The sequence below is a fragment of the Xanthomonas sp. CFBP 8443 genome, from assembly GCF_025666195.1.
Taxonomy (GTDB): Bacteria; Pseudomonadota; Gammaproteobacteria; order Xanthomonadales; family Xanthomonadaceae; genus Xanthomonas_A.
This window is the reverse complement of sequence record NZ_CP102592.1, coordinates 4,352,211-4,374,465: the sequence shown is the minus strand read 5'-3', so window position 1 is coordinate 4,374,465 and position 22,255 is coordinate 4,352,211. Positions and strand designations below refer to the sequence as shown.

The 22,255-nt window shown below is 67.6% G+C and carries 14 protein-coding genes; 12 read left to right on the top strand and 2 right to left on the bottom strand.

Annotated features, from left to right (window positions below; translation table 11 throughout):
• Positions 1-7 precede the first annotated feature (7 nt).
• The 8 genes from NUG20_RS18245 (at position 8) to NUG20_RS18210 (ending at position 11,492) form a co-directional block, all read left to right on the top strand.
• Positions 8-580 carry an ANTAR domain-containing response regulator gene (locus NUG20_RS18245; RefSeq protein WP_263398532.1) on the top strand — a complete coding sequence of 191 codons (573 nt, stop codon included), beginning with the start codon at positions 8-10 and terminating at the stop codon, positions 578-580.
• Positions 581-587: 7 nt separating this feature from the next.
• Entirely contained in the window at positions 588-1,703 is a 1,116-nt protein-coding gene (locus NUG20_RS18240; protein WP_263395831.1) for a CmpA/NrtA family ABC transporter substrate-binding protein, read from the top strand.
• Between the two features lie 279 nt (positions 1,704-1,982).
• A complete protein-coding gene (locus NUG20_RS18235) occupies positions 1,983-2,525 on the top strand; it encodes a hypothetical protein (protein ID WP_263395830.1) in 543 nt (180 codons plus the stop codon).
• Positions 2,526-3,008: 483 nt separating this feature from the next.
• Positions 3,009-3,533 (top strand): RNA polymerase sigma factor, encoded by a 525-nt coding sequence (locus tag NUG20_RS18230; RefSeq protein WP_263395829.1) that lies wholly within the window; start codon positions 3,009-3,011, stop codon positions 3,531-3,533.
• 2 nt (positions 3,534-3,535) lie between these two features.
• Positions 3,536-4,573 carry a FecR family protein gene (locus NUG20_RS18225; protein WP_263395828.1) on the top strand — a complete coding sequence of 346 codons (1,038 nt, stop codon included), beginning with the start codon at positions 3,536-3,538 and terminating at the stop codon, positions 4,571-4,573.
• 113 nt (positions 4,574-4,686) lie between these two features.
• A complete protein-coding gene (locus NUG20_RS18220; protein ID WP_263395827.1) occupies positions 4,687-7,755 on the top strand; it encodes a TonB-dependent receptor in 3,069 nt (1,022 codons plus the stop codon).
• 92 nt (positions 7,756-7,847) lie between these two features.
• On the top strand, positions 7,848-9,221 hold the full coding sequence (locus NUG20_RS18215; RefSeq protein ID WP_263395826.1) for a hypothetical protein: 1,374 nt from the start codon (positions 7,848-7,850) through the stop codon (positions 9,219-9,221).
• Positions 9,222-9,503: 282 nt separating this feature from the next.
• Complete coding sequence (locus tag NUG20_RS18210) at positions 9,504-11,492, top strand: PEP/pyruvate-binding domain-containing protein (RefSeq protein ID WP_263395825.1); 1,989 nt, start codon at positions 9,504-9,506, stop codon at positions 11,490-11,492.
• A gap of 161 nt (positions 11,493-11,653) precedes the next feature.
• On the opposite strand, the gene NUG20_RS18205 is transcribed toward NUG20_RS18210, so the two are convergent.
• On the bottom strand, positions 11,654-13,192 hold the full coding sequence (locus NUG20_RS18205; RefSeq protein WP_263395824.1) for a TnsA endonuclease N-terminal domain-containing protein: 1,539 nt from the start codon (positions 13,190-13,192) through the stop codon (positions 11,654-11,656).
• A gap of 374 nt (positions 13,193-13,566) precedes the next feature.
• Entirely contained in the window at positions 13,567-14,454 is an 888-nt protein-coding gene (locus tag NUG20_RS18200; RefSeq protein WP_263395823.1) for a hypothetical protein, read from the bottom strand.
• Positions 14,455-14,976: 522 nt separating this feature from the next.
• Here NUG20_RS18200 and NUG20_RS18195 point away from each other — a divergent pair.
• The 4 genes from NUG20_RS18195 to NUG20_RS18180 all read left to right on the top strand — a co-directional run bounded on the left by NUG20_RS18195 (position 14,977) and on the right by NUG20_RS18180 (position 21,801).
• Positions 14,977-16,146 carry a nitrate/nitrite transporter gene (locus tag NUG20_RS18195; RefSeq protein WP_263398531.1) on the top strand — a complete coding sequence of 390 codons (1,170 nt, stop codon included), beginning with the start codon at positions 14,977-14,979 and terminating at the stop codon, positions 16,144-16,146.
• A 61-nt stretch (positions 16,147-16,207) separates the two neighbouring features.
• Positions 16,208-18,625 carry a nitrite reductase large subunit NirB gene (nirB, locus tag NUG20_RS18190; protein WP_263398530.1) on the top strand — a complete coding sequence of 806 codons (2,418 nt, stop codon included), beginning with the start codon at positions 16,208-16,210 and terminating at the stop codon, positions 18,623-18,625.
• Between the two features lie 3 nt (positions 18,626-18,628).
• On the top strand, positions 18,629-19,009 hold the full coding sequence (gene nirD, locus NUG20_RS18185; RefSeq protein WP_263395822.1) for a nitrite reductase small subunit NirD: 381 nt from the start codon (positions 18,629-18,631) through the stop codon (positions 19,007-19,009).
• Complete coding sequence (locus NUG20_RS18180) at positions 19,009-21,801, top strand: nitrate reductase (RefSeq protein WP_263398529.1); 2,793 nt, start codon at positions 19,009-19,011, stop codon at positions 21,799-21,801. Before nirD ends, NUG20_RS18180 begins: the two co-directional genes overlap by 1 nt.
• Positions 21,802-22,255: the final 454 nt, after the last annotated feature.

Sequence of the window (22,255 nt, the reverse complement as noted above, 5' to 3'; positions counted from 1 at the left end):
CCGAATGCTGCGCGTCCTGCTGGTCAACGATACCGAAAAGCCGATCGGGCAGCTGCGCCAGGCGCTGCTCGACGCCGGCTACGAGGTGTTGGACGAGGTCGCCGCGGCGCCGGCGCTGCTCAAGGCGGTGTCCACCCAGCAGCCGGACGTGGTCATCATCGACGTCGATTCGCCCTCGCGCGACACCCTTGAGCAACTGGCGCTGATCCACCGCCAGGCGCCGCGTCCGGTGGTGATGTTCTCCGCCGACGGCGACGACCAGCTGATCCGCGCCGCGGTCAGCGCCGGCGTCACCACCTACGTGGTCGACGGCCTGGCGCCGGCGCGGCTGGCGCCGATCGTGCAGGTGGCGCTGGCGCGCTTCGAACAGGAAGCGGGCATGCGCCGGCAACTGGACGAAGTGCAGGGCAAGCTGCGCGACCGCGAACAGATCGACCGCGCCAAGCGCCTGCTGATGGACAAGCGCGGCATGAGCGAGAACGAGGCCTACGCCGCGCTGCGGCAGCAGGCGATGAAGCAGGGACTGAAGCTGGCCGACGTTGCCCAGCGCATCCTCGCGATGGCCGACCTGCTGGGATGAGGAAGCGATGAACGCACCACTGCACCCCGAACCGCGCACCCTGCGCCTGGGCTACCTGCCGCTGATCGACTGCGCACCGCTGATCGCCGCGGTGCGGCTGGGCCTGGACCGCCGCCACGGCCTGCGCCTGGAGCTGCAGCGGCAGGCCTCGTGGGCGGCCGTGCGCGACAAACTGCTGTCCGGCGAACTGGACGCGGCGCATGCGCTGGCCGGGCTGGTCTACGGCGTGGAATGCGGCATCGGCGGCCCGCAAGCGGACATGGCGATCCTGCTCACGCTCAACCAGAACGGCCAAGCCATCACCCTGGCGCCGGCGCTGGCCGACGCGCTCGCGCGCGGCGCGCCGCTGCGCGAGGCCTTGGCCACGCTGGGGCGCCCGCCGGTGTTCGCGCAGACCTTCCCCACCGGTACGCATGCGATGTGGCTGTACTACTGGCTGGCGGCGCAGGGCGTGGACCCGCTCGGCGACATCCAGGCGGTGACCCTGCCGCCGCCGCAGATGCCCGGTGCGCTGGCGCGCGGCGAACTGGACGGCTACTGCGCCGGCGAACCGTGGGCGGCGCAGGCCGAAGCGATGGGCGTGGGCCGGCGCGTGATCCGCAGTGGCCAGCTATGGCCCGGGCATCCGGAAAAAGTGCTGGCCTGCCGCCGCGCCTTCGCCGCGCTGCAGCCGGAACTGGCGACCGCATTGACCGCCACGCTGCTGGAGGCCTGCCGCTGGCTCGACGATGCTGCGCACCGCCGCGACGCGGTGGCGTGGCTGGCGGAGCCGGAGGTGATCGGATTGCCGGCCGAGCGCATCGCCGCGTGCCTGTTGCCCGGTGGCGCCGCCGATGCGGGCGCCGACCCGCAGGGGCTGCGCTTCCATGCCGGCGGCTTGGCGAACATGCCGTGGCTGTCGGATGGACGCTGGTTCCTGCAGCAGTTCCGGCGTTGGGGGTGGTTGCCGGCGAGCGAAGCGGGGGCCGAGCAGGATGAGGTGCACGATGCGCAGATCGTGGCGCGGGTGCATCGGCTGGAAACGTATCGAGCCGCCGCTGCGCAGCTGGAGATCGCGGTTCCGGCGCGCGACGAGCGCGAGGACGGCCTGCCGGATTGGGGTGCTGGACGCGTGTCTGCCTAACGCCTGCGCGAACTGGAATGATGCGGCTTCGGCATTCTCAGCGGAGTCCATGCGGTGTCGCGGAGCCGCTGGCCGCGTGATGATGAAGCCGCGAGGGCGTTCTATCTCAAGCATGGCTTCACCGCCTCGCCCATCCACGACATGACGGTGACGTTGCCACTTGGGTGATACTCGATACTCTTGCCCAGGTCGCATGGGACGAGGGCTGCGCGGTACGCTCGCTGCAGTCGACCTCGCCCGCAACGCGGCTCGACGCACACGCTCGCCAATGGATGACGAATGGCCAATGCACTCATTACCCTGGTGCTGCTCGAGGGCTTGCTGCTGTTTTTGTGGAACCGGGCCTATTGGTCGTGGGGGATTCCGGTGTTCAGTCGTCGCATCGCGGTACCGACCGCGGCGTTGCTGCGCTTTCCTTTCGATCGGCTGGAAGGCGAAGTCGCGATGGAGAAGTGGCCCACACTGGCATTCCGCCCGCTATCCACACGCAGCTGGGCGTTCCGCGAAAGCGTCGGTCTCCACTTCGGCTGGCGATACCCGCCGATCATGCGCGGGCTGATCGTGGTCGACCGGCGGCGCAGCGAGATCCGCGTGCTCGGCTTGTGCAATTGGTCGGCGCTGTTCGCCGCCGCGACGCTGGTCCCGGCCATTGCCGTGAAGCCCGCCGCGGTGTTGATCGTCGCAGTGCTGCTAGGCGGAAGCTATCTCATGCAGAGGCATAGGTTCATGGCCGTCGATGCGGCGGTGCGCAGGCTGATGCTGCACTGCGAGCCGCAGCGGCCGATCGTCCACGGCGACACCCGGGCTGAGCAACGCGGTTAGGCCTGGGGCATCGGGAAGTGGCGAATGGCCGCGTCTGGTCGATAGCGGACAGAAGCGCACTGGCATCGCCCCGGTGGAAGGGGGAATTGCAGAATGCAGCTGAGATCCGCCCCGGGCCTTGTAAAAGATCATCGCGGGCTTGGATGCATGCTCGTTGCGCTTCATGGGCGACAAAGGGATCCATCGCACCAAGTACGACGATCATCCGAGTGTCGCGCGGTTCTCGGCGCGATTACGAGCCAGGTGGGCAGTGTGCCAGGTAGCATGAAGCCCAACGTGACCAGCAGTCCGTGCAGATTGCAGGTCATGGACAGGGAGGGGCTACAACGCCTGGCTCGCGTCTGCGCACGCTGGAACTCACCTGAGCGTAGCCCACTTACCGTTCAAATGAAGATGCGAGGCCGTAGCCGGGCTGCAACCGTCATGCGCTCGTCATCTGGGATGCCTACCTTGCGGCGCACTTCAGGGGGAAAGGCGACACAGGTGGCCGAGCAGGCAAGACGGCGCCTGGCGCGCATGTTCGAGGACCACGCGCAGCTGCTGCGCGGCTTCTTCGTGCGGCGCGGCGCGCGGCAGGATGCCGAGGACCTGGTGCAGGAAACCTATCTACGCCTGCTGCGTGCGCATGAAGGCAACGGCGAGCCGATCGCCAATCCGGAAGCCTACCTGTTCACCGTCGCGCAGAACCTGGCGCGCGAGCAGGCCGCGCGCCGGCGCTGGTCGACGCTGCCCATCGAAGAGATCGAGGACCTGGGCCAGAGTCTGGCCAGCGGGGAATGCGTGGAAGATGCCGCCGAACGCGAACAGCGCCGCCAGCGCCTGCAGACGTTGCTGGCCACCCTTCCGGAGCACACGCGGGCCGTCCTGGTCATGCAGTACCGCGATGGATTGAGCTACAAGCAGATCGCCGAGCGCATGGGCGTGTCGCCGCACATGGTGAAAAAGCACGTGGTGCGCGGGCTTTCGGTGTGCCGCCGGGCGATGGCCGAACCGGCAGGGAGGCCCTGAGCATGGCCGTCGAACATCCGTCGGCGCTGACCCATGCCGCCGCGCACTGGCACGCCCTGCAGCGCGAGGGCGAGCTGAGCCCTTCGCAGCAGCGCGCCTTCATGCAGTGGCTGCTGGTCTCGCCCGAACATCTGCGCGAGTACATGGCCATCAGCGAGGTGGCCGGTGCGCTCGGGGAGGCGCTCCGCGCCATGCCCGTCGACGTGGATAAGCTGCTGCAGGCCCCCGCGCCCGCCGGCAACGACCATAACGTGGTGCGTCTTTCACCGCGTCCGGCCGCTGCGCCGACAGCGCGGACGGCCCGCCCTATGCGAGGACTGCCACGCATCGCGGCGGCGGCGGCGCTGGTGCTGGGCGTGGGGGTGTTCACCACCGTGGCCTGGCCTCGCACCGGGCACTACGTGGCCGCGCACGGCGCACCGCGACAGATCACCCTGGCGGACAACACCGTGGTGCACCTGGATGCGGAAAGCGAAATATCGGTACGCATGACCCTGCTGGGGCGACGCGTCGAGCTCGAACGCGGCCAGGCCAGCTTCGTGGTGGGCAGGGACCGCCGCCCCTTCGCGGTACACGCCGCAGGCCTGCAGGTGACCGACATCGGCACCACGTTCGATGTCTCGCTGCTGCGTGAGCAGGCCCGCATCGGCGTGAGCGAGGGACGCGTGCACGTGCGCGGCGATGGCGGACGCGGACGCATGCTGGCCAACCTGGGCGCGGGGCAGGCGGCGCAGGTCGACTACCGCGACCAGCAGGTGCGGGTGAGCGAGGAGGACGCCGCCAGCATGACCGCATGGTGGAAGGGCCGGGTGGTGTTCCGCGACGAGCCGCTGCGGGACGTGGCCGACCGCTTCAACCGACGCAACATGCTGCGCCTGCACGTGAGCGACGCCGCCGGCGCGCTGCGCCTCACCGGCAACCTGCGTGCGGATGACGTGGCATCGCTGCGCGCGTTCCTTGACCAGCAGCCGACGCTGGTCACGCAGCGCAGGGCGGACGGTATCCACGTGCGGATGCGCGCCGCGCCGCCGCCGCTGTAAGAAAAAATTCATCGAAAAAGTGGTGCCCGATCAGTGCGCTGCGCCCTCGTAGTTGGGGAAAGCAGGAACAAACCCGTTCCGCGACCACCGCCATTTCCTCACTGGATCCCACGATGCGCCGCACACTGTTCCTTTCCATCGCCCTTGCACTGCAGGCCACCGCCACGGCGGGTGCCAACGCCGCAGAACCGGCCCGCGTGGCCAGCGAGGCCATCGCCTCGCAGCCGCTGGACATGGCGCTCAATGCCTTGTCGCGCCAGACCGGCCTGCAGTTCGTCTACAACGCGCAGAGTGCGGGCAATCCGCGCACGCCGGGCGTGCCCGCCGGGTTGAGCGCGGATGCCGCGCTCAGCCGCCTGCTGGCCGGCACCGGGCTGCGCTACCGCTATCTCAATGCCACCACGGTCACCATCGAAGCGCAGGACGGTGCCTCGCCGGCCCCGACCTCCGCGCTGGCAGCAGCGGGTACGGCGGTGGTGGCGGCCACGGCTTCGGCCCAGGACGGCGTGGATGCCCCCGTTGCGGAAGCCGCCAACCTGGAAACCATCCATGTGACTGGCAGCTACAGCCGCAGCCTGGAACAGGCCGTGGACATCAAGCGAACCACCGTGGGCTTTTCCGACTCGATCGTCGCAACCGACGTGGCCGACTTTCCCGAACAGAACCTCGCCGAAGCCCTGCAGCGCGTCCCGGGCGTGACCATCGAACGCAGCAAGGGCCTGGGCACCAAGGTCAATGTGCGTGGCCTGCCTTCGGAGTACACCCACGTTTCGATCAACGACCTGGCGACGGCCTCGGGCAGTGGCGGGCGTGACGTGGAGTTCGACATGTTCGCCTCGGAGATCATCCAGCAGGTCACCGTGCAGAAGTCCCCCACGGCCGCGGACGAAGAGGGCGGCATTGCCGGCTCGGTGAAGATCTCCACCGCGCGCCCGTTCGACTACAACGAACGCAAGCTGGTGTTCTCCGCCGAGGGCGCGCACAACAGCATCTCGGAGGAGGTGGACCCGCGCTTGGCCTTCCTCGCCGCCGATACCTGGGGCGACTGGGGTGCGCTTGTGTCGTACTCGCAGTCCAAGCGCACCAACCGCACCGACTCGACTTCGGGCATCAACTTCCGCCCGTCCTCGCGCTTCCTGACCGCCTCGGGCACCCGCGGCACCCAGGCACAGGCCGTGCTGCTGCGCGACGCGGGTGTCAACATCAGCAACCGCAATGACGCCGACCAGACCAACCTGGTGGTATTCCAGGACAAGGTTGGCGACCGCGTCTACCTCAACGAGCAGGACAAATGGGGCGCGACCGGTTCGCTGCAGTACAAGCCGAGCAACAACTTCAGCCTGACCTTCGACGCGATGGTGGGTGGCTACGACAGCACCGAGGACGAGTACGACGCGGCGGCCTATTCGGCCTCCAGCCGCAGCACCTTCGACACCATCCACGAGTACGACGCCACCACGCTGTCCGAATACGGCATGGTGGTGTTGCGCGATGTGTCCTACACCGCGACCCAGCACGAGATGCTGAGCAAGGAACGGATCAACAAGACCGACTACAGCCAGTACAGTCTGGCGATGGACTGGAAGGGCGACAGCTGGTACGTGGATGCGCTGGTGGGCTATTCCGGTGCGGAGAAGACCTCGGATTTCTCCAACCTCAAGCACGTGGCCTATGCGCCCTCGCGCACCCGCTGGACCGGACGCAGCGGCGAAACGATCCCCACTGCCGCGGCGGGCAGCTTCGACATGTACAACGCCCCGGGCCGGTACCTGTTCGAAGCGTATGAGACCACGCTGGAGAAGGTGCAGGACGACAAGTACGCCGCCCAGGTCAATGTCACCCGTCTGCTGGATATGGCCTTCCTGCCGGCGCTGCACACGGTCAAGTTCGGCGCGCGTTACACCGATCGCTCCAAGCAGCGCCAGTACGGGGAGCTGAAGATCACCGGTCCGACCGCCGGCAGCGCCGCCTGGGTCAATACCCGCACGATGGCCGACAGTCCGCTGCAGTCCATCGGCGACATCGTCCCGGGCGGTAGCTACTCCAACAAAGGGCTGAACTGGCAGCAGATTTCCAACGAGTACGCCCGCAGCGCGTTCCGCTACGATGGCTTCTACACCCCCTTCGACCCGGGCCAGTACTACCAGGTCGACGAGAAGGTGATGAGCCTCTACGCCATGACCAATTTCGCCTTCGACATCGGCAGCGTGCCGTTCAGCGTCAACGCCGGCGCGCGCTACGTGGATACGCAGGTCGATTCGTTCGGTTATCACCCGATCCAGCGTCCCAACGGCAGCACCGGCTACACCGATACCCCGGTGTCGAAGGACGGCAGCTACGACGACCTGCTGCCCAGCTTCAACATGACCGCCGAACTCTCGCCTGGCCTGTTGCTGCGTGCTGCCGCGTCCAAGGTGATGATGCGCCCGGCGCTGACCGACATCGCCTACAAGCGTACCGCCAGCTGGAGCTCCTACCGCTTCACCGACGGCAATCCGGCGCTCAAGCCGACGTACGCCAAGCAGTGGGAGATCGGCGTGGAAAAGTATCTGGACAACGGTGCCCTGTTCGCCGCCAGCTACTTCCGCAAGAACATCGACGGCGTGGTGATCAATTCGCTGACCGGCGTGGTCGAGGACGTGGCGGTGTACAACGCCAACGGCAGCCTCAACGGCATCTACGACTTCGACGTGTACCAGCCGGTCAATGCCAAGGGGGCCTACGAGGTCGACGGCATCGAGCTGGTGGCGCAGCTGCCGCTGAACATGGTCACCCCCTGGCTGGATGGCTTCGGCATCAATGCCAACTACACCATGCTGGACAGCTCGCTGGCCGGTGAGTCCGACCTGGGCATCCGCACGCCGATGCCGGGTCTGTCGGAGAAGACCTGGAACCTCACCGCGTACTACGAGAACGAGCGCTTCGACGCCCGCGTGTCCTACAACCACAAGGACGAGTACGTCGAATCGATCGGCTACAACCTGTACCCGATCTGGCGCGATGCCTATGGCCAGATGGATGTCTCGATCGGCTACCGCATCACCGACTACATCAAGATCAGCCTGAAGGGCATCAACCTCACCAACGAGCGGACCAGCGGCTACACCATGGATCCCTCCTTCCCGACCATGGACGAGACCTCGGGCCGTCGCATCAGCCTGGGCGTGCGCGCGGACTTCTAAGGGATGGTTCAGCTGCGGGCGGCGTGCGGATCGGAAAGGGTCCGTACGTCGTCCGTACGCTTTTCAGGGATCACGTCATGAAGAAATGCCTAATGTTGGCGCTGCTCGCAGCGTCGGCTCCGGCGGTGTCCGCTCCCGTCACGGCTCCAGCCGATGCCGGCCGTCAGTGGCTGGCTGGCGACCACCACGTGCACAGCGAATGGAGCGTGGACTGGGACAGCAGCACGACGCCGCCCACGCCGGTGCGCGGTGGAGATTCGCCCTACAGCCGCAGCCGCAACGCGGCGCAGGCCAAAGCCTTCGGCCTGCGCTGGATGGTGCACACCGATCATGGTGGCCCCGGCCACTCTGCGGTCATGCGCGATCACGCCTACCCGGCACTTGTGCAGGCACGAGCCGACGTACCGGAAGTGATCCAGTTCAATGGCATGGAATTCGATGTACCGGCGGGGGAGCACGCATCGCTGATCATCGCGCCAGGCCCGGGGGAGCTGGACCAGTTGGTCACCGCGGAACGCGACTTCAGCCGCAGCGAGCCTCTGCAGGGCAGCCGCGATACCGAACAGCAGATGCAGGCGGCACTGGCCTATCTGCGGGATCTGCGTCCTGCGCCGCTGATGTTCATCAATCACCCGTCGCGCACGGCGACCGGCATGGGCGAATGGGGGGCGGTCACGCCCGAGGAGCTCCGGGGTTGGCATGCGGCCGCGCCGAACGTGCTGGTCGGCATGGAAGGCGCACCGGGGCATCAGGCCATCCGCACCGAGCGCGGCCTGTACCGCAATGCGGACGCCCCCACCTTGGGTGGCTACGATCAGATGACCGCGCAGCTGGGCGGCATCTGGGACCAGATGCTGGCGGACGGCATTCGATTCTGGATCACGGCCAACTCCGACTCGCATGTGAACCTGCGCGACGGTGGACGCGACTATGACCCCGGTGAGTACAGCAAGACCTATGCATGGGCACGGCCGGACGCCGGGGACATCCTGGATGCACTGCGGTACGGCCGCATCTTCACGGTGACGGGTGACTTGATCGACGCCCTGGAGCTTCGGGTGGCGGGTGGTGATGTCACCGGGACCCCGGGGGACACGGTAACGCTGTCCGTTACACAGACGATGCAGGTGGAAGTGCGGGTACGGCAGCCGACGCGTGCGAACGCGAAGGGGCTGCGCCCGGCGCTGAAGCACATCGAACTGATCGTGGGCGGGAGGGGGGAGGACGGCACCCTGCAGATGCAGCGGCGTGGCTTTGACGTGGCGACGTGGGTGCGTGAGGGCGACTGGATCGTGGCACGTTGGTCACTGCCGGTGCCTTCGCGCGGGGCATTCGTACGAGCGCGGGGCAACAGCACTGGAGCCGTCGAGGCGCTGGTGGACGAACGCGGCGAAGATCCCTGGGACGATCTATGGTTCTACTCCAACCCGGTGTTCGTCAACGTCGCGGACGCGGCGCGGAGGTAGATGGGCGAGTGCGAACGCGGGAAAGGAGGCTGACGGAGATCGAACCGACGAACAAGGAAGGCTTGCTATGTCCGCTCCTGGCCGAAAGCGGACATTCGCCAAGGTTCGCAGGCGGCTACTCGCGTGGCGGCCGGTGATCGCTGGATGCCGCGGTCACTGTTTGCCGCGATGGTTGTCCAAACCCGATGGCTCCCCTGCCGCGCGCCGGCCTTGCCTCCAGGGCATCCAAAGCCACCTGGACTGGCTTATGATCCGCCCTCTCAACTCTCCCGCACCGGCATCATGGACCGAGCCCGTACGCGCCTTCCCCGTCGCCAGCGCCTGTTCGCGTGGGTCGCCACGCTCGCGCTGCTGGTGTGGTGCGCCGCGCCTGCGCTGGCGCAGACCGCGCGCAAGCCTTCGCCCTACGAATACCGCCAGGGCAGCAACGCCGCGGTGCAGCCGACGCAGGGACCGGACTATCTGTCGCGCATCGACAGCCGTGCGCAGTTCATGCAGCTCGCCCGGGTCTACAACGCCGGGACCGCGCTGGAGATGCCGCATCTGATCTTCGTGATCGACCGGCAGAATGCGGCGCGCATCTACTACATCAACACGCCCCGCCACGCGCTGCACGAGGAATTCGTGCAGCGCCAGCGGCTGGTGCGCGCCATGGACAAGGCGACGCTCAACGCGCAGTACCGCGATCCGCAGCGGCGATTCCTGTTCGGCACGCTGAGCTGGCAGCGGGATCTGCCGGGCTACACCTACGAGTTCTGGGAGGGCGACAAGCTCACCGCTGCGTTGCTGCGGCAGACCGACGAGGTGGTGCGCGCCTCGTTCCGCGACCCGATCCGCTTCAAGACCAACTCCACCCAGCACGAGCAGCTGGCCAGTTCCATGGGGCTGGCCTACGTCAGCCAGGAGGCGCTGCTGCGCGAGCAGCGGTTCCTGCCGTTGAACACGGGCCGCGCCGAAGGGCGGCTGCGCATCGTGCGCTCGGAGGCGCAGCTGCGCACGCTGTCGCCGCGCGACATCCCGGTCCTGGACGAAGTGCCCATCGCCTTGGCGCCGGTCGCGGGTCTGGTGACGCAGCGCCCGTCCACCCTGCTGTCCCACGTCAACCTGCTGGCCAAGGGGTGGGGCATACCCAATGTCTACGTGCGCGATGCCCAGAACGCCCTGCGCCAGTACGACGGACGCTGGGTGGCGCTGGAGGTCACCCACAACGACTACCGGGTGACGCCACTGGCGCGCCCGCCAAGGACGCCATCGGCCACGGCCGCCCGCCCGGCGGCGCGCAACCTGCCGCGCCCAGACCTGACGGTGGTCGCGCTCAAGCCCCTGGCGGCGCTGCGTGCGCGCGACAGCAGCCACTGCGGGGTGAAGGCGGCCAACCTCGGCACGCTGAAGGCGGCGCTGCCGCCTGCCGCGCGTGTGCCGGACGGCTTCTGCATCCCGTTCTCGCACTACCAGGCGATGATGCAACGGCTGCGGATTCCGCAGCGTCTGCAGGAACTGCAGCGCCGCCCAGGGTTCGGGACCGACTCCAACATCCGTCGCGACACGCTGGCAGCGCTGCGCGCCGAGATCGCCGACGCCGCGCCCGATCCCGCCTTCGTGCGCGCGCTGGACGCGCAATGGCGGAGCCAACTGCAGGGCGGTGCCGTGTTCGTACGCAGCTCGTCCAACTCCGAGGATCTGCCGGGCTTCAGCGGTGCCGGCCTGTACACCACCGTCCCCAACGTGACCCGCGCCGACGCCCTGGCCAAGGCCGTGCAGACGGTGTGGGCGTCGGTCTACAACTTCGAGGCCTACGAGGCGCGCACGGCGGCGGGGCTGGGCCAGGACGCGGTGGCGATGGCGGTGCTGGTGCAGCTGGCCGCGCCGTCGGACAGCTCGGGGGTGATGATCACCCGCGACCCGTTCGACGCCGCCCGCCGCCACATCACCTACATCTCGGCCAAGCGCGGGCTCGGCATCCGCGTGGTGGAAGGCAAGCGCCAAGCCGAACAGGTGATGTATTCGAACTGGTCCAAGGCGGTGCAGGTGCTGAGCCGCTCGGCGGAAGACACCCAGCTCGTGGCCAACGCCGCTGGCGGCGTCCGCGAAATACCCATCACCGGCTCGCGCCAGGTGCTGACCGACGCGCTCATCGCGCGGCTGGCCAAGGTCGGCGCCTCCACCAAGCAGGCGCTGGGCGGCGCCGACCAGGACATCGAATGGGCCGTGGTCGGCGACGAGGTGGTGATTCTGCAGTCGCGACCGTACGTGGATCGGAGTGCGCCGTAGCTGGCGATAGCGGGGCTGTTGTTGGGGCGCAGGTCACGCTGTGGCCCTTGGGTAGAAAAGGACGGCTTTCCCATCAGATTGGGTCTGGTTCTAGTTGGGTTACTGGCTTGCAAGGGCAACTTTGAGATCAAGTTGTACTTGGAGGTCCTGTCTCCGTCGCATCAGGAATAGTTCCCTGCCTTGAGCACTCTCGTCCCCGGTGCCGTGATTCGATACGAGAGGTCGAGGTCAGCGCCGGACTGAATGATGTAGGCAGTCAGGTCCAAAGCAGTAAGGCCGTGTCGCGCACGCAGGGCTGGCGTATCTTTCCACGTGATGAAGCCGTGTTTCCGCAGCTCGTTGTCTAATACTGCCCTCTGCTCGGCAGATAACTCGTGCTGGGCGATTTGACGGAATGTATGATTTTCGTTCAAAACTAGCCAACCCCATCCCTGAGCGTGTGCCCACGCACGAGCTGCATCAGCTTTGGCCCGATTGATACTCAACGCCATGTGGGCGGTCGGCTTCACTTCGGCGAGCAGGCAGCGCCCGTCAGTGGTGGCGATTAGCAGATCGGGGTAGTAGATATAGTGTTTCTTGCGGAAGGCATAGCGAATGACCGCCGGCTGTTCTTGGTAGTAGGCTACATGCTCGCTCTTTTCTAGGAGTGAGATTACCGCCAGCTCAAGGCCTGACTCATACTGAACGGATCGTCCCAACTTGACTGAGTGATAGCTACCGGCAATATCGGAATCACCAACGTCTCGCTGCGCTGTTAGGTGCTCACGAGGGGGCGGTGCGCTCCTTTGGTCAGGCCAGTCGCATTGGCTCAGCCACTGGCTCACCTTTCGAGCGACTCTGTCTGCCGTCTCGCGACCGGATGCCAAGGTGCGAAGTTCAGTCCGGCGCGACTGTTCCATTTCGCAAAGCAAAGTTATGGTGCTTTCAACCTGCGGCTTGGGAAATCCCGCAGCCCGAAGGATGAACTTCAAGGCAAGCGCAAGGGGTACATCGAAGCCACTTCGAGCCACCTCAGTCAACCAAGATGCTGATGTGCTTGAATGAATTGGCGAATCGATCATCAGTCGCCGAAGGGAGGCCCCAGCGGTTCCGCCCCGACGTGCCCGTGCAGCCAATCTTTTTAGTGCGCGTTCTTGGATCTGGCGTACACGCTCTCTTGATACGCTCCATCTCTTGCCGATCTGAGCGAGCGTCATCCTCTGACCATCTAGGCCGAGGCGCATCTCCAGAACATCGCGATCGCGCTTGCTGCTCAGGCTTGTAACAGCGACAGCGACCAACATGGGCACGTCACTATGGTCGACCGACGGCTCGCTATCTGTTGTTACCTCGTCCGGTATTGTGGCCTGATTGGACGAAGGCTCCTGGCAAATCAGCTCAATGTGGCCTTGGGACGGGGAATCAGCGGGAGTGCCGTTGATTGGAAGGATGTGATCATGCTCTTGCTGGTTAAGTAGGTACTGGGCCAGGACGGTGACCGAATGAGTTCGAGTCGCTGGGCGCATCTGCTCGGGAAGCAGTCGGGTTGCGGCCCCGCTGATGCCAGAACGTGAGCGATGGTGACTACTGGCTAGCTGATCCAGGTTGAGACCACTTTTCACGCCCTCAATGAGTTTACTGAGCTCCTCAGAACTCCAAGGCTTGCCATGTCGTTTGGGTAGTCGGCCTTCATCGGCAGGGGAGTTTTTGGACTTGGTCATGCTGCTGCTTCCATGCTGTTTCGTAGTCGGTGTTTCAGGTGGCAAGAAGATCGAAGTGGACAGGCCACCATATCGAGGAACGGGCGATACGGCCCTGGGTGCTGTCGGCTTAATCTCGCCCGAAGGGCAGGCTATTTGCTCTGAGCTTGATACGTCGCCACGTACGGTGAACCCTCTTCAACATGAATATTGACGTTGAGACACTCCTGCACGGGTTGAAGGCGTTTAGCTGCTCCCGAAAAGCGTATTCAACTACTATCGTTCGTTCAATCGCGGTGGGTACGCTGGAAGTTCCTCATCCGCTTCTGGCCGGAGCGGGCTTGTAGGGGCGGGGACGACAGCGAATTCAGCGTGCATCAGTCCACCCGACACGGTTACCGCTTTGCGCGCTCCAACGTCAGTCGTTCGCGCGATGGGTCGTCCCCAAGCGCGGCGGCGCGTTCCAGTAACGCCAGCGCGGCGGTACGCTCGGCGTCGCCACCACGTTCCAGGCGCATGAGCGCAGCGTTGTAGGCGGCGATGGCGCTGCCCTTGGCGGCGGCGCGTTCAAAGCCTGCTAGGGCCTTGTCCGGGCACAGGAACATGACATCCCAGCCGGCCGCGGCCTGCGTTAACAGCGTGAGATCGGTGCCGGCAATCTCGTCCTCCACATACGTGGGCCAGCCCGCGGCCAACGCAGCGAACACGTCGGCGCCTTCGGGCAGGTAGTAGGCGCCGGCACCTTCGCGCAAGGTGTAGGCCTGGCGCGTGGTGCGGCGGGAGCCGTCCTTGGACAGCCACAGGAAGCCGGCTTCGCCGTGCACCGGAAAGCCGTCCAGCGCCTTGGACACGCGATCGGCCAGCGACGGTACGCCCGGCTCCGGCGAGACGCCGGTCCACGACCCCAGCAGTTCGACGCGCTTCACCTTGGCGTCGCGTTGCGCGCGCACGGACGCGGCGATGTCGTCGGGAGTGAGAATGCGCCACTCCGCGTCGTACATGCGCCACGGGCTCGCCTGCAGGCCGAGGATGAAATCCGCATCGGTGTCCGGCACGGCGTCCATGTAGTCGTGGAGCGCACGCCCGGAATAGACGCAGTCGACCGAATCCTCGCTCGGCGAACAGGTGGTCACGCTGACCACGTCCGCCAGCGGGAGGTGGTGGTCGCACGCCCATGTGGTGGGGCTGAGCAGGCAGAGGGCGAGCAGGGCGCGTTTCATCTGATGGGTAAAGGCTGGCGACAGGACGGCGGAAAGCGTGCCGCTTCCCATGCGGTCCGGCAAGCAGGGGCGAGATGCCTGCTTGCGGTGGTCCGGCGCCGTACAAGGTGCGCATCGCCACGTCGCCCAGGCCGCGGCCGTGTGCGTGCCAATGAGGCACGCGGCCGGCGTCGCAGTTGCCGCGGCGCACAATAAAGGTGCGCCGCGCACCACTTGTGTTCGTTGAGGCTCGCCATAGTGGCTGCGCAAGCAGGCGGCAGGTTGCCGGCGGATCGGCCAGTGCCTTGAATACTCTGATAATTCTCCGGCTTTACCGGCCCCGCGAACACTTGGCACGCCGATTGCGATAGCTCCAGCGCGGATGCAACGGGGTGTCCGCACCAATTCGATTCGGCAGGCGGGCCAACGGCGGTCCGCCTGCCCAGACAACGGCGTCTTCCGGTGCGAACCGGACGGCGCCGTTTTTTGTTTTTTCCTCCCCTCGACTACCGCGTGCTGCGGGTGGTGTGCAGCGCTGCGGCCCAACGTTTCTCGGAGATGGCGCGGATGAATCGATCGTTCTGGCAATCCGGGCATACGCCCACGCTGTTGTCGGCGTTCCTGTATTTCGATCTGAGCTTCATGGTCTGGTACCTGCTCGGGCCGATGCAGGTGCAGATCGCCGCGGCGCTGTCGCTGGATACGCAGCAGCGCGCGTTGATGGTGGCGGTGCCGATCCTGTGCGGTGCGGTGCTGCGGCTGTTCCTGGGCATGCTCGCCGACGTGATCGGCGCCAAGCGCGCGGGCATGCTGGCGCAGGTGCTGGTGATCGTGGCGCTGATGGTGGCGTGGCGGCTGGGCGTGCACAGTTTCGCGCAGGTGCTGTTGTTGGGGCTGATGCTGGGCGTAGCCGGGGCCTCGTTCGCGGTGGCGCTGCCGCTGGCCTCGCGCTGGTATCCGCCGCAGCATCAGGGCACGGCGATGGGCATCGCCGGCGCCGGCAATTCCGGCACGGTGTTCGCGGCGCTGTTCGCGCCGGTGCTGGCCACGGCGTTTGGCTACCAGGCGGTGTTCGGGCTGGCCTGCATCCCGCTGGCGCTGACCTTGCTGGTGTTCGCGGCGTTCGCCAAGGACGCGCCGGTGGAGGTGCCGCGCAAGCACCTGGGCGACTACGCGCGGGTGCTGGTCGGCAACCGCGATTCGTGGTGGTTCATGCTGTTCTACGCGATCACCTTCGGCGGTTTCGCCGGGTTCGCCAGCGCCTTGCCCGGCTACTTCCACGATCAGTTCGACTTTTCTCCCAAGCTCGCCGGCTGGGCCACCGCAGCGTGCGTGCTGGCCGGTTCGGTGATGCGTCCGCTGGGCGGCGCGTTGGCCGACCGCATCGGCGGCACACGTACGCTGCTGTCGATCTATCTGCTGGTGGCGCTGCTGGTGGCCGCCGCGGCGGTCGGGGTCGGCGGTCCGGCGGCGACGGTGGCGCTGTTCGTGCTGACCCTGCTGTGCCTGGGCACCGGCAACGGCGCGGTGTTCCAGCTGGTGCCGCAGCGGTTCGGTCGCGACATCGGGCTGATGACCGGGTTGATCGGCATGGCCGGCGGCATCGGCGGCTTCCTGCTCGCCGCGGGGCTGGGCATCGTCAAGCAGCACACCGGCAGCTATGCGCTGGGGCTGTGGCTGTTCGCCGGCTGCGCGCTGCTGGCCTGGGGCCTGCTGTCCAACGTCAAGCAGCACTGGCGCAGCCAGTGGGCCGCGGCCGGCGCGGCGCGGGTCTGATCCTCTCCACCGAAGCGAGACGCGAATGAACAAGCCAAGACTGGTGGTGGTGGGCAACGGCATGGCCGGCATCCGCACCGTGGAAGAACTGCTCAAGCTGATGCCGGGGATGTACGACATCACCGTGTTCGGCGCCGAGCCGCATCCGAACTACAACCGCATCCTGCTCTCGCCGGTGCTGGCCGGCGAACAACGGTTCGACGAGATCGTGCTCAATCCGCTGGCCTGGTATGCGGAGCACGGCATCCGCCTGCACGTGGGCAAGGAAGTGACCCGCATCGACCGGGTCAAGCGCAAGGTGATCGCCGCCGATGGCACCGAGGCGCCGTACGACCGCCTGCTGCTGGCCACCGGCTCGCTGCCGATCGTGCTGCCGGTGCCGGGCAAGGAGCTGAAGGGCGTGATCGGCTACCGCGACATGCACGACACGCAGACCATGATCGACACCGCCACGCGCAAGCGCCACGCGGTGGTGATCGGTGGCGGCCTGCTCGGCCTGGAGGCGGCCAACGGGCTCAAGCAGCGCGGCATGCAGGTGACCGTGGTGCACCTGGCCGACTGGCTGCTGGAGCGCCAGCTCGACCCGGTCGCCGGGCAGCTGCTGCAGCGCTCGCTCAGCGAACGCGGCCTGGACTTCCGCCTCGGCACCTCCACCACCGAACTGGTCGGCAATGCCGCTGGCGAAGTGGTGGCGGTGAAGTTCTCCGACGGCAGCGAGGTGCCGGCCGACCTGGTGGTGATGGCCGCCGGCATCCGCCCCAACATCGCGCTGGCGCAGGCCGCCGGCATCCACTGCACGCGCGGCATCGTGGTCAACGACACGCTGCAGACCTTCGACCCGCGCGTGTACGCGGTCGGCGAATGCGCCAGCCACCGCGGCATCGCCTACGGCCTGGTCGCGCCGCTGTTCGAGCAGGCCAAGATCTGCGCCAACCATCTGGCCGGGTTCGGCATCGGCATCTACCGCGGCTCGGTGGCCTCGACCAAGCTCAAGGTCACCGGCATCGACCTGTTCTCGGCCGGCGATTTCATGGGCGGGGACGGCAGCGAGGAGATCGTGCTGTCCGACCCGGCCGGCGGCGTCTACAAGAAGCTGGTGCTGAAGGACGACAAGCTGGTCGGCGCCTGCCTATATGGCGATACCAACGACGGCGCCTGGTATTTCCAACTGCTCAAGGATGCCAGCCCGATCGGCGAGCGCCGCGAGCGGCTGATGTTCGGCGAGAGCGCGCTCGGCGACGCCGGCACCGCCGGCCAGGACCGTGCCAGCGCGATGCGCGACAGCGACGAGGTGTGCGGCTGCAACGGCGTGTGCAAGGGCACCATCGTCAAGGCGATCAACGCGCAAGGCTTGTTCACCGTCGACGAGGTCAAGAAGCAGACCAAGGCGGCCAGTTCCTGCGGCTCGTGCACCGGCCTGGTCGAGCAGATCCTGATGAACTGCCTGGGCTCCAACTTCCAGCAGACGCCCAAGACCAAGGCGGTGTGCGGCTGCACCGACCTCAGCCACGGCGAGGTGCGCCAGGCGATCCGCGAGGGCAAGCTGCTCACGCATGGCGCGGTGTACGCGCAGCTGCAGTGGCGCAGTCCCAACGGCTGCGCGACGTGCCGCCCGGCGATCAACTACTACCTGCTGTCGAGCTGGCCGCGCGAGGCGGTGGACGATCCGCAGTCGCGCTTCATCAACGAACGCGCCCACGCCAACATCCAGAAGGACGGCACCTTCTCGGTGATCCCGCAGATGAAGGGCGGGGTGACCAACGCCTCGGAGCTGCGCCGCATCGCCGACGTGGCCGACAAGTACGCGGTGCCGATGGTCAAGGTCACCGGCGGCCAGCGCATCGACCTGCTCGGCATCCGCAAGGAAGACCTGGTGGGCGTGTGGAAGGACCTGGGGATGAATTCCGGGCATGCCTACGGCAAGTCGATCCGCACGGTGAAGACCTGCGTGGGCAGCGAGTTCTGCCGCTTCGGCACGCAGAACAGCACGCAGATGGGCATCGACCTGGAGACCATGCTGGCGAACATGTGGAGCCCGCACAAGGTGAAGCTGGCGGTGTCCGGCTGCCCGCGCAACTGCGCCGAGTCCGGGATCAAGGACGTGGGCATCATCGCGGTGGAATCGGGCTGGGAGCTGCACATCGGCGGCAACGGCGGCATGAAGACCGAGGTCGCCAAGTTCCTGGTCAAGGTCAAGACCGCCGAGGAGGTGAAGGAGTACACCGGCGCGTTCCTGCAGCTGTACCGCGAGGAGGCCTACTACCTGGACCGTACCGTGCACTACATCGAGCGCGTGGGCATGGACTACATCCGCCAGCGCGTGATCGAGGACGCGGGCAACCGCCGCGCGCTGTACGAGCGCCTGCTGTACGCGCTGGAAGGCCTGCCCGATCCGTGGGCCGAGCGCATCGCCGGGGCCAAGCAGCGCGAGTTCCAGCCGCTGCGCGTGGCCGCGCCGCTGGCGCTGGTGGAGGACTGAACGATGCACGCAGCCGCTTCCGACCTCATCGCGTCCGACAGCAACGCCGCCGACGCCAGCGCCCGCCACTGGATCCGCATCTGCCGCATCGACGACATCCCCGCGCTCGGCGCGCGCGTGCTGCAGATCGCCGGCGCCGACCCGATCGCGCTGTTCCGCACCGCCGGCGACCGCGTGTTCGCGCTGGTCGACCGCTGCCCGCACAAGGGCGGGCCGCTGTCGCAGGGCATCGTCGCCGGCGACAGCGTTACCTGCCCGCTGCACAACTGGAACATCGCCCTGGACAGCGGCCAGGCCTGCGCGCCGGACGTGGGCTGCGCGCGCCGCTATCCGGTGCGGGTGGACGATGGCGACGTGTGGCTGTCGTTGCAGGGCGCCGCGTGATGGACGGCGCGCACGTGCCCGCAGCGAGCGCGGCCGCGGACACCGCCGCGCGGCGCACGCTGACCCGTTCCACCTGCTGCTACTGCGGGGTCGGCTGCGGCGTGCTGATCGAGACCGAGCACGCCGCCGACGGCGCGGCGCGCATCATCGGCATCGAGGGCGACCCGGAACACCCGGCCAACTACGGCCGGCTGTGCAGCAAGGGCCGCACGCTGCCGCAGACCGTGCGCAGCCTGCACGGCCGCGCACTGCAGCCGGAACTGCGCACGCATCGCGACGCACCACGCCGTGCGGTGGACTGGGCGGTGGCGCTGGACAGCGTGGCCGAGCGCCTGGCCGGCATCGTCGAACGGCACGGGCCGGACGCGGTGGCGTTCTACCTGTCCGGGCAATTGCTGACCGAGGACTACTACGTCTTCAACAAGCTGGCCAAGGGCCTGATCGGCACCAACAACATCGACACCAATTCGCGGCTGTGCATGTCCAGCGCGGTCACCGGCTACAAGCTGGCGCTGGGCGCGGACGGCCCGCCGACCTGCTACGAGGATCTGGAACTGGCCAGGACCGTGCTGCTGGCCGGCAGCAACATGGCCTATGCGCATCCGGTGCTGTTCCGCCGGCTCGAGGAGGCGCGCGCGCGCGATGCGGACGTGCGCTGGATCGTGGTCGATCCGCGCCGCACCGACACCGCGGCGATGGCCGACCTGCACCTGCCGATCCAGCCCGGCACCGACGTGGCGCTGTTCAACGGCATGCTGCATCACCTGATCTGGGAAGACCGCATCGATCGCGCGTTCATCGCCGCACACACGCAGGGTTTCGCCGAACTGCGGCAGACATTGCGCGAGTACACCCCGGCGATGGCCGCCGACATCTGCGGCATTCCGGTCGCCGACCTGGTGCGGGCGGCGGAATGGTTCGGCCGCGACGCGCCGGCGCTGTCGCTGTATTGCATGGGCCTGAACCAGTCCGCGCACGGCACCGACAAGAACCTGGCGTTGATCCACCTGCACCTGGCCACCGCGCAGATCGGCAAGCCCGGCGCCGGCCCGTTCTCGCTGACCGGACAGCCGAACGCGATGGGCGGGCGCGAGGTCGGCGGCATGGCGACGATGCTGGCCGCGCACCGCGAGATCGCCAGCGCCACCGATCGCGCCGAACTGGAGCGGCTGTGGCAGCTGCCGGCCGAGCGGCTGTCGGCGCGTCCCGGCCTGCCGGCGGTGGCGCTGTTCGATGCGCTGCGCCGCGGCGAGGTCAAGGCGGTGTGGATCGCCTGCACCAATCCCGTGCACTCGATGCCGGACATCGCGCAGGTGCGCGATGCGTTGCGCCAGGCCGAACTGGTAATCGTGCAGGACGCCTTCGTGCAGACCGATACGGTGCCGTTCGCCGACGTGCTGCTGCCGGCGGCGAGTTGGGGCGAGAAGGACGGCACGGTGACCAATTCCGAGCGCCGCATCTCGCGCGTGCGCCAGGCGTTGCCGGCGCCAGGCGCGGCGAAGCCGGACTGGTGGATCGCCAACGAGGTGGCGCGGCGGCTGGAAGCGCGGCTGGACGCGCCTGCCGCCGGCACGCGTTTCGGCTTCGCCGACACTGCGGCGGTGTTCGACGAGCATCGCGCGCTGAGCGTCGGCCGCGACCTGGACATCGGTGGACTCGACTACGCACGGCTGGAGACGCAAGGCCCGCAGCAATGGCCGCTGCCGGCCGGCGCCACGCATGGCCAGGCGCGACGCTACACCGATGGCGTGTTCGCCACCGCCGATGGCCGCGCGCGCTTCCATCCCACGCCGTACAAGCCGGTGGCCGAACCGACCTCGGCGCGCTTCCCGCTGCGCCTGCTGAGCGGGCGCCTGCGCGACCAGTGGCACGGCATGTCGCGCAGCGGCAGGGTGCCGGGGCTGTTCGCGCACAGTCCGCAGCCGGGCCTGCGCATGCATCCGCAGGACGCAGCGCGGCGCGGTCTGGCCGCCGGCGATCTGGTACGTATCGTGAGCAAGCGCGGCAGCCTGGTGCTGCCGCTGGAGCCGTGCGAGGAGATGCGTTCGGGCGACGTGTTCGCGGCGATGCACTGGAATGCGCAGTTCCTGGACAACGGCGGCATCAACGAGCTCAGCCTGGCGACGGTGGATGCGCGCTCGCAGCAGCCCGAGCTCAAGCATGCCGCGGTGCGCGTGGAGAAGGCCGAGTTCGGCTGGCACCTGCTGCTGGCGCGGCGTGGCGATGCGCTCGCGCTGCAGGCCGCCGCGCAACCGTGGCTGCGCGACTTCGGCTATGCCGCGCTGAGCCTGCAGGCCGAGAGCGGCGAGCAGGAGCAGGCCTGGCTGGTATTGCGCGCCGCCGCCGAGCAGGCGCCGGCCGCCGCGCAACTGGAGGCGCTGGCCGCAGCGCTGGCCTTGGCCGGCGGCGACGCCGACACCCTCGAATACCGCGACGCGCGCCGTGGTCTGCTCAAGCGCGTGGCCTGGCGCGGCGCCGCGCCGATCAGCCACCTCGACGGCTTGCTGCTGGCCGGCGCGCAGCGCGATGCCGGCGGCGAAGCGCTGCTGGAGCGCGCGCTGAGCGGCGAGGTCTGGTACGGCGCGCGGCTGGCAGCCTTCGCGCAGGCCGGCGGCGGTGCGCGCGATCCGGTGGTGTGCCAATGCACGCAGGTCCGCGAATCGGCGATCCGCAGCGAAGCCGCGCGCGGTGCGGCGCCGGCCGAGATCCGTGCGCGGCTGGGCTGCGGCAGCGTGTGCGGCTCGTGCATGCCGCAGGTGCTGCGGCTGTGTGCGACGGCGGCAAGCGCATGAGCGGCCTCGGCTTGCAGGTTGCCCTTGTGCCGGCCACGGAGTGCGCAGGAAACGCTGTAGGCATCCACCTTGCGTTCTACTCGGCTGGCAAGGCGAAGCGACGCGCTGGTGACGAGCGCTCGTCGCAGGTGCAGCGGGCGGACGCCGCAGTGGTGCCGGCGCTGGCGAGATCATCCCGCTTCGCACACGCCGCAGCTGCTGCGGTGCGCGACGACCCGTTGCGCATGAGTGGTCGGGGCTCGCGCGCCGCCCTGGTGTCCGCTGGGGACGCAGCGACGAACGCCGCGTGCACTCGCGACCCACGCGGCGCCGCCGGTAGGGCGCGGCGATGGCGCGCGTGGCGGGCGCAGGGGAAACACGGCGCGGATGCGCGCGGCGGAGCGCAGGCGGGTGCGATGTCTTGGGTGTGGTTCCTTCTTCCTGGGTGGAGTCTGCGATGAACGATGCAAGCATG

What these genes read in the sequence shown, in the direction of transcription:
- NUG20_RS18210 (WP_263395825.1), top strand. Translation starts at nt 9,504, where the DNA reads ATGGACCGAGCCCGTACGCGCCTTCCCCGTCGCCAGCGCCTGTTCGCG.
- NUG20_RS18240 (WP_263395831.1), top strand. Translation starts at nt 588, where the DNA reads ATGAACGCACCACTGCACCCCGAACCGCGCACCCTGCGCCTGGGCTAC.
- NUG20_RS18205 (WP_263395824.1), bottom strand. Translation starts at nt 13,192, where the DNA reads ATGACCAAGTCCAAAAACTCCCCTGCCGATGAAGGCCGACTACCCAAA.
- NUG20_RS18235 (WP_263395830.1), top strand. Translation starts at nt 1,983, where the DNA reads ATGGCCAATGCACTCATTACCCTGGTGCTGCTCGAGGGCTTGCTGCTG.
- NUG20_RS18215 (WP_263395826.1), top strand. Translation starts at nt 7,848, where the DNA reads ATGTTGGCGCTGCTCGCAGCGTCGGCTCCGGCGGTGTCCGCTCCCGTC.
- nirD (WP_263395822.1), top strand. Translation starts at nt 18,629, where the DNA reads ATGCACGCAGCCGCTTCCGACCTCATCGCGTCCGACAGCAACGCCGCC.
- NUG20_RS18220 (WP_263395827.1), top strand. Translation starts at nt 4,687, where the DNA reads ATGCGCCGCACACTGTTCCTTTCCATCGCCCTTGCACTGCAGGCCACC.
- NUG20_RS18225 (WP_263395828.1), top strand. Translation starts at nt 3,536, where the DNA reads ATGGCCGTCGAACATCCGTCGGCGCTGACCCATGCCGCCGCGCACTGG.
- nirB (WP_263398530.1), top strand. Translation starts at nt 16,208, where the DNA reads ATGGCCGGCATCCGCACCGTGGAAGAACTGCTCAAGCTGATGCCGGGG.
- NUG20_RS18180 (WP_263398529.1), top strand. Translation starts at nt 19,009, where the DNA reads ATGGACGGCGCGCACGTGCCCGCAGCGAGCGCGGCCGCGGACACCGCC.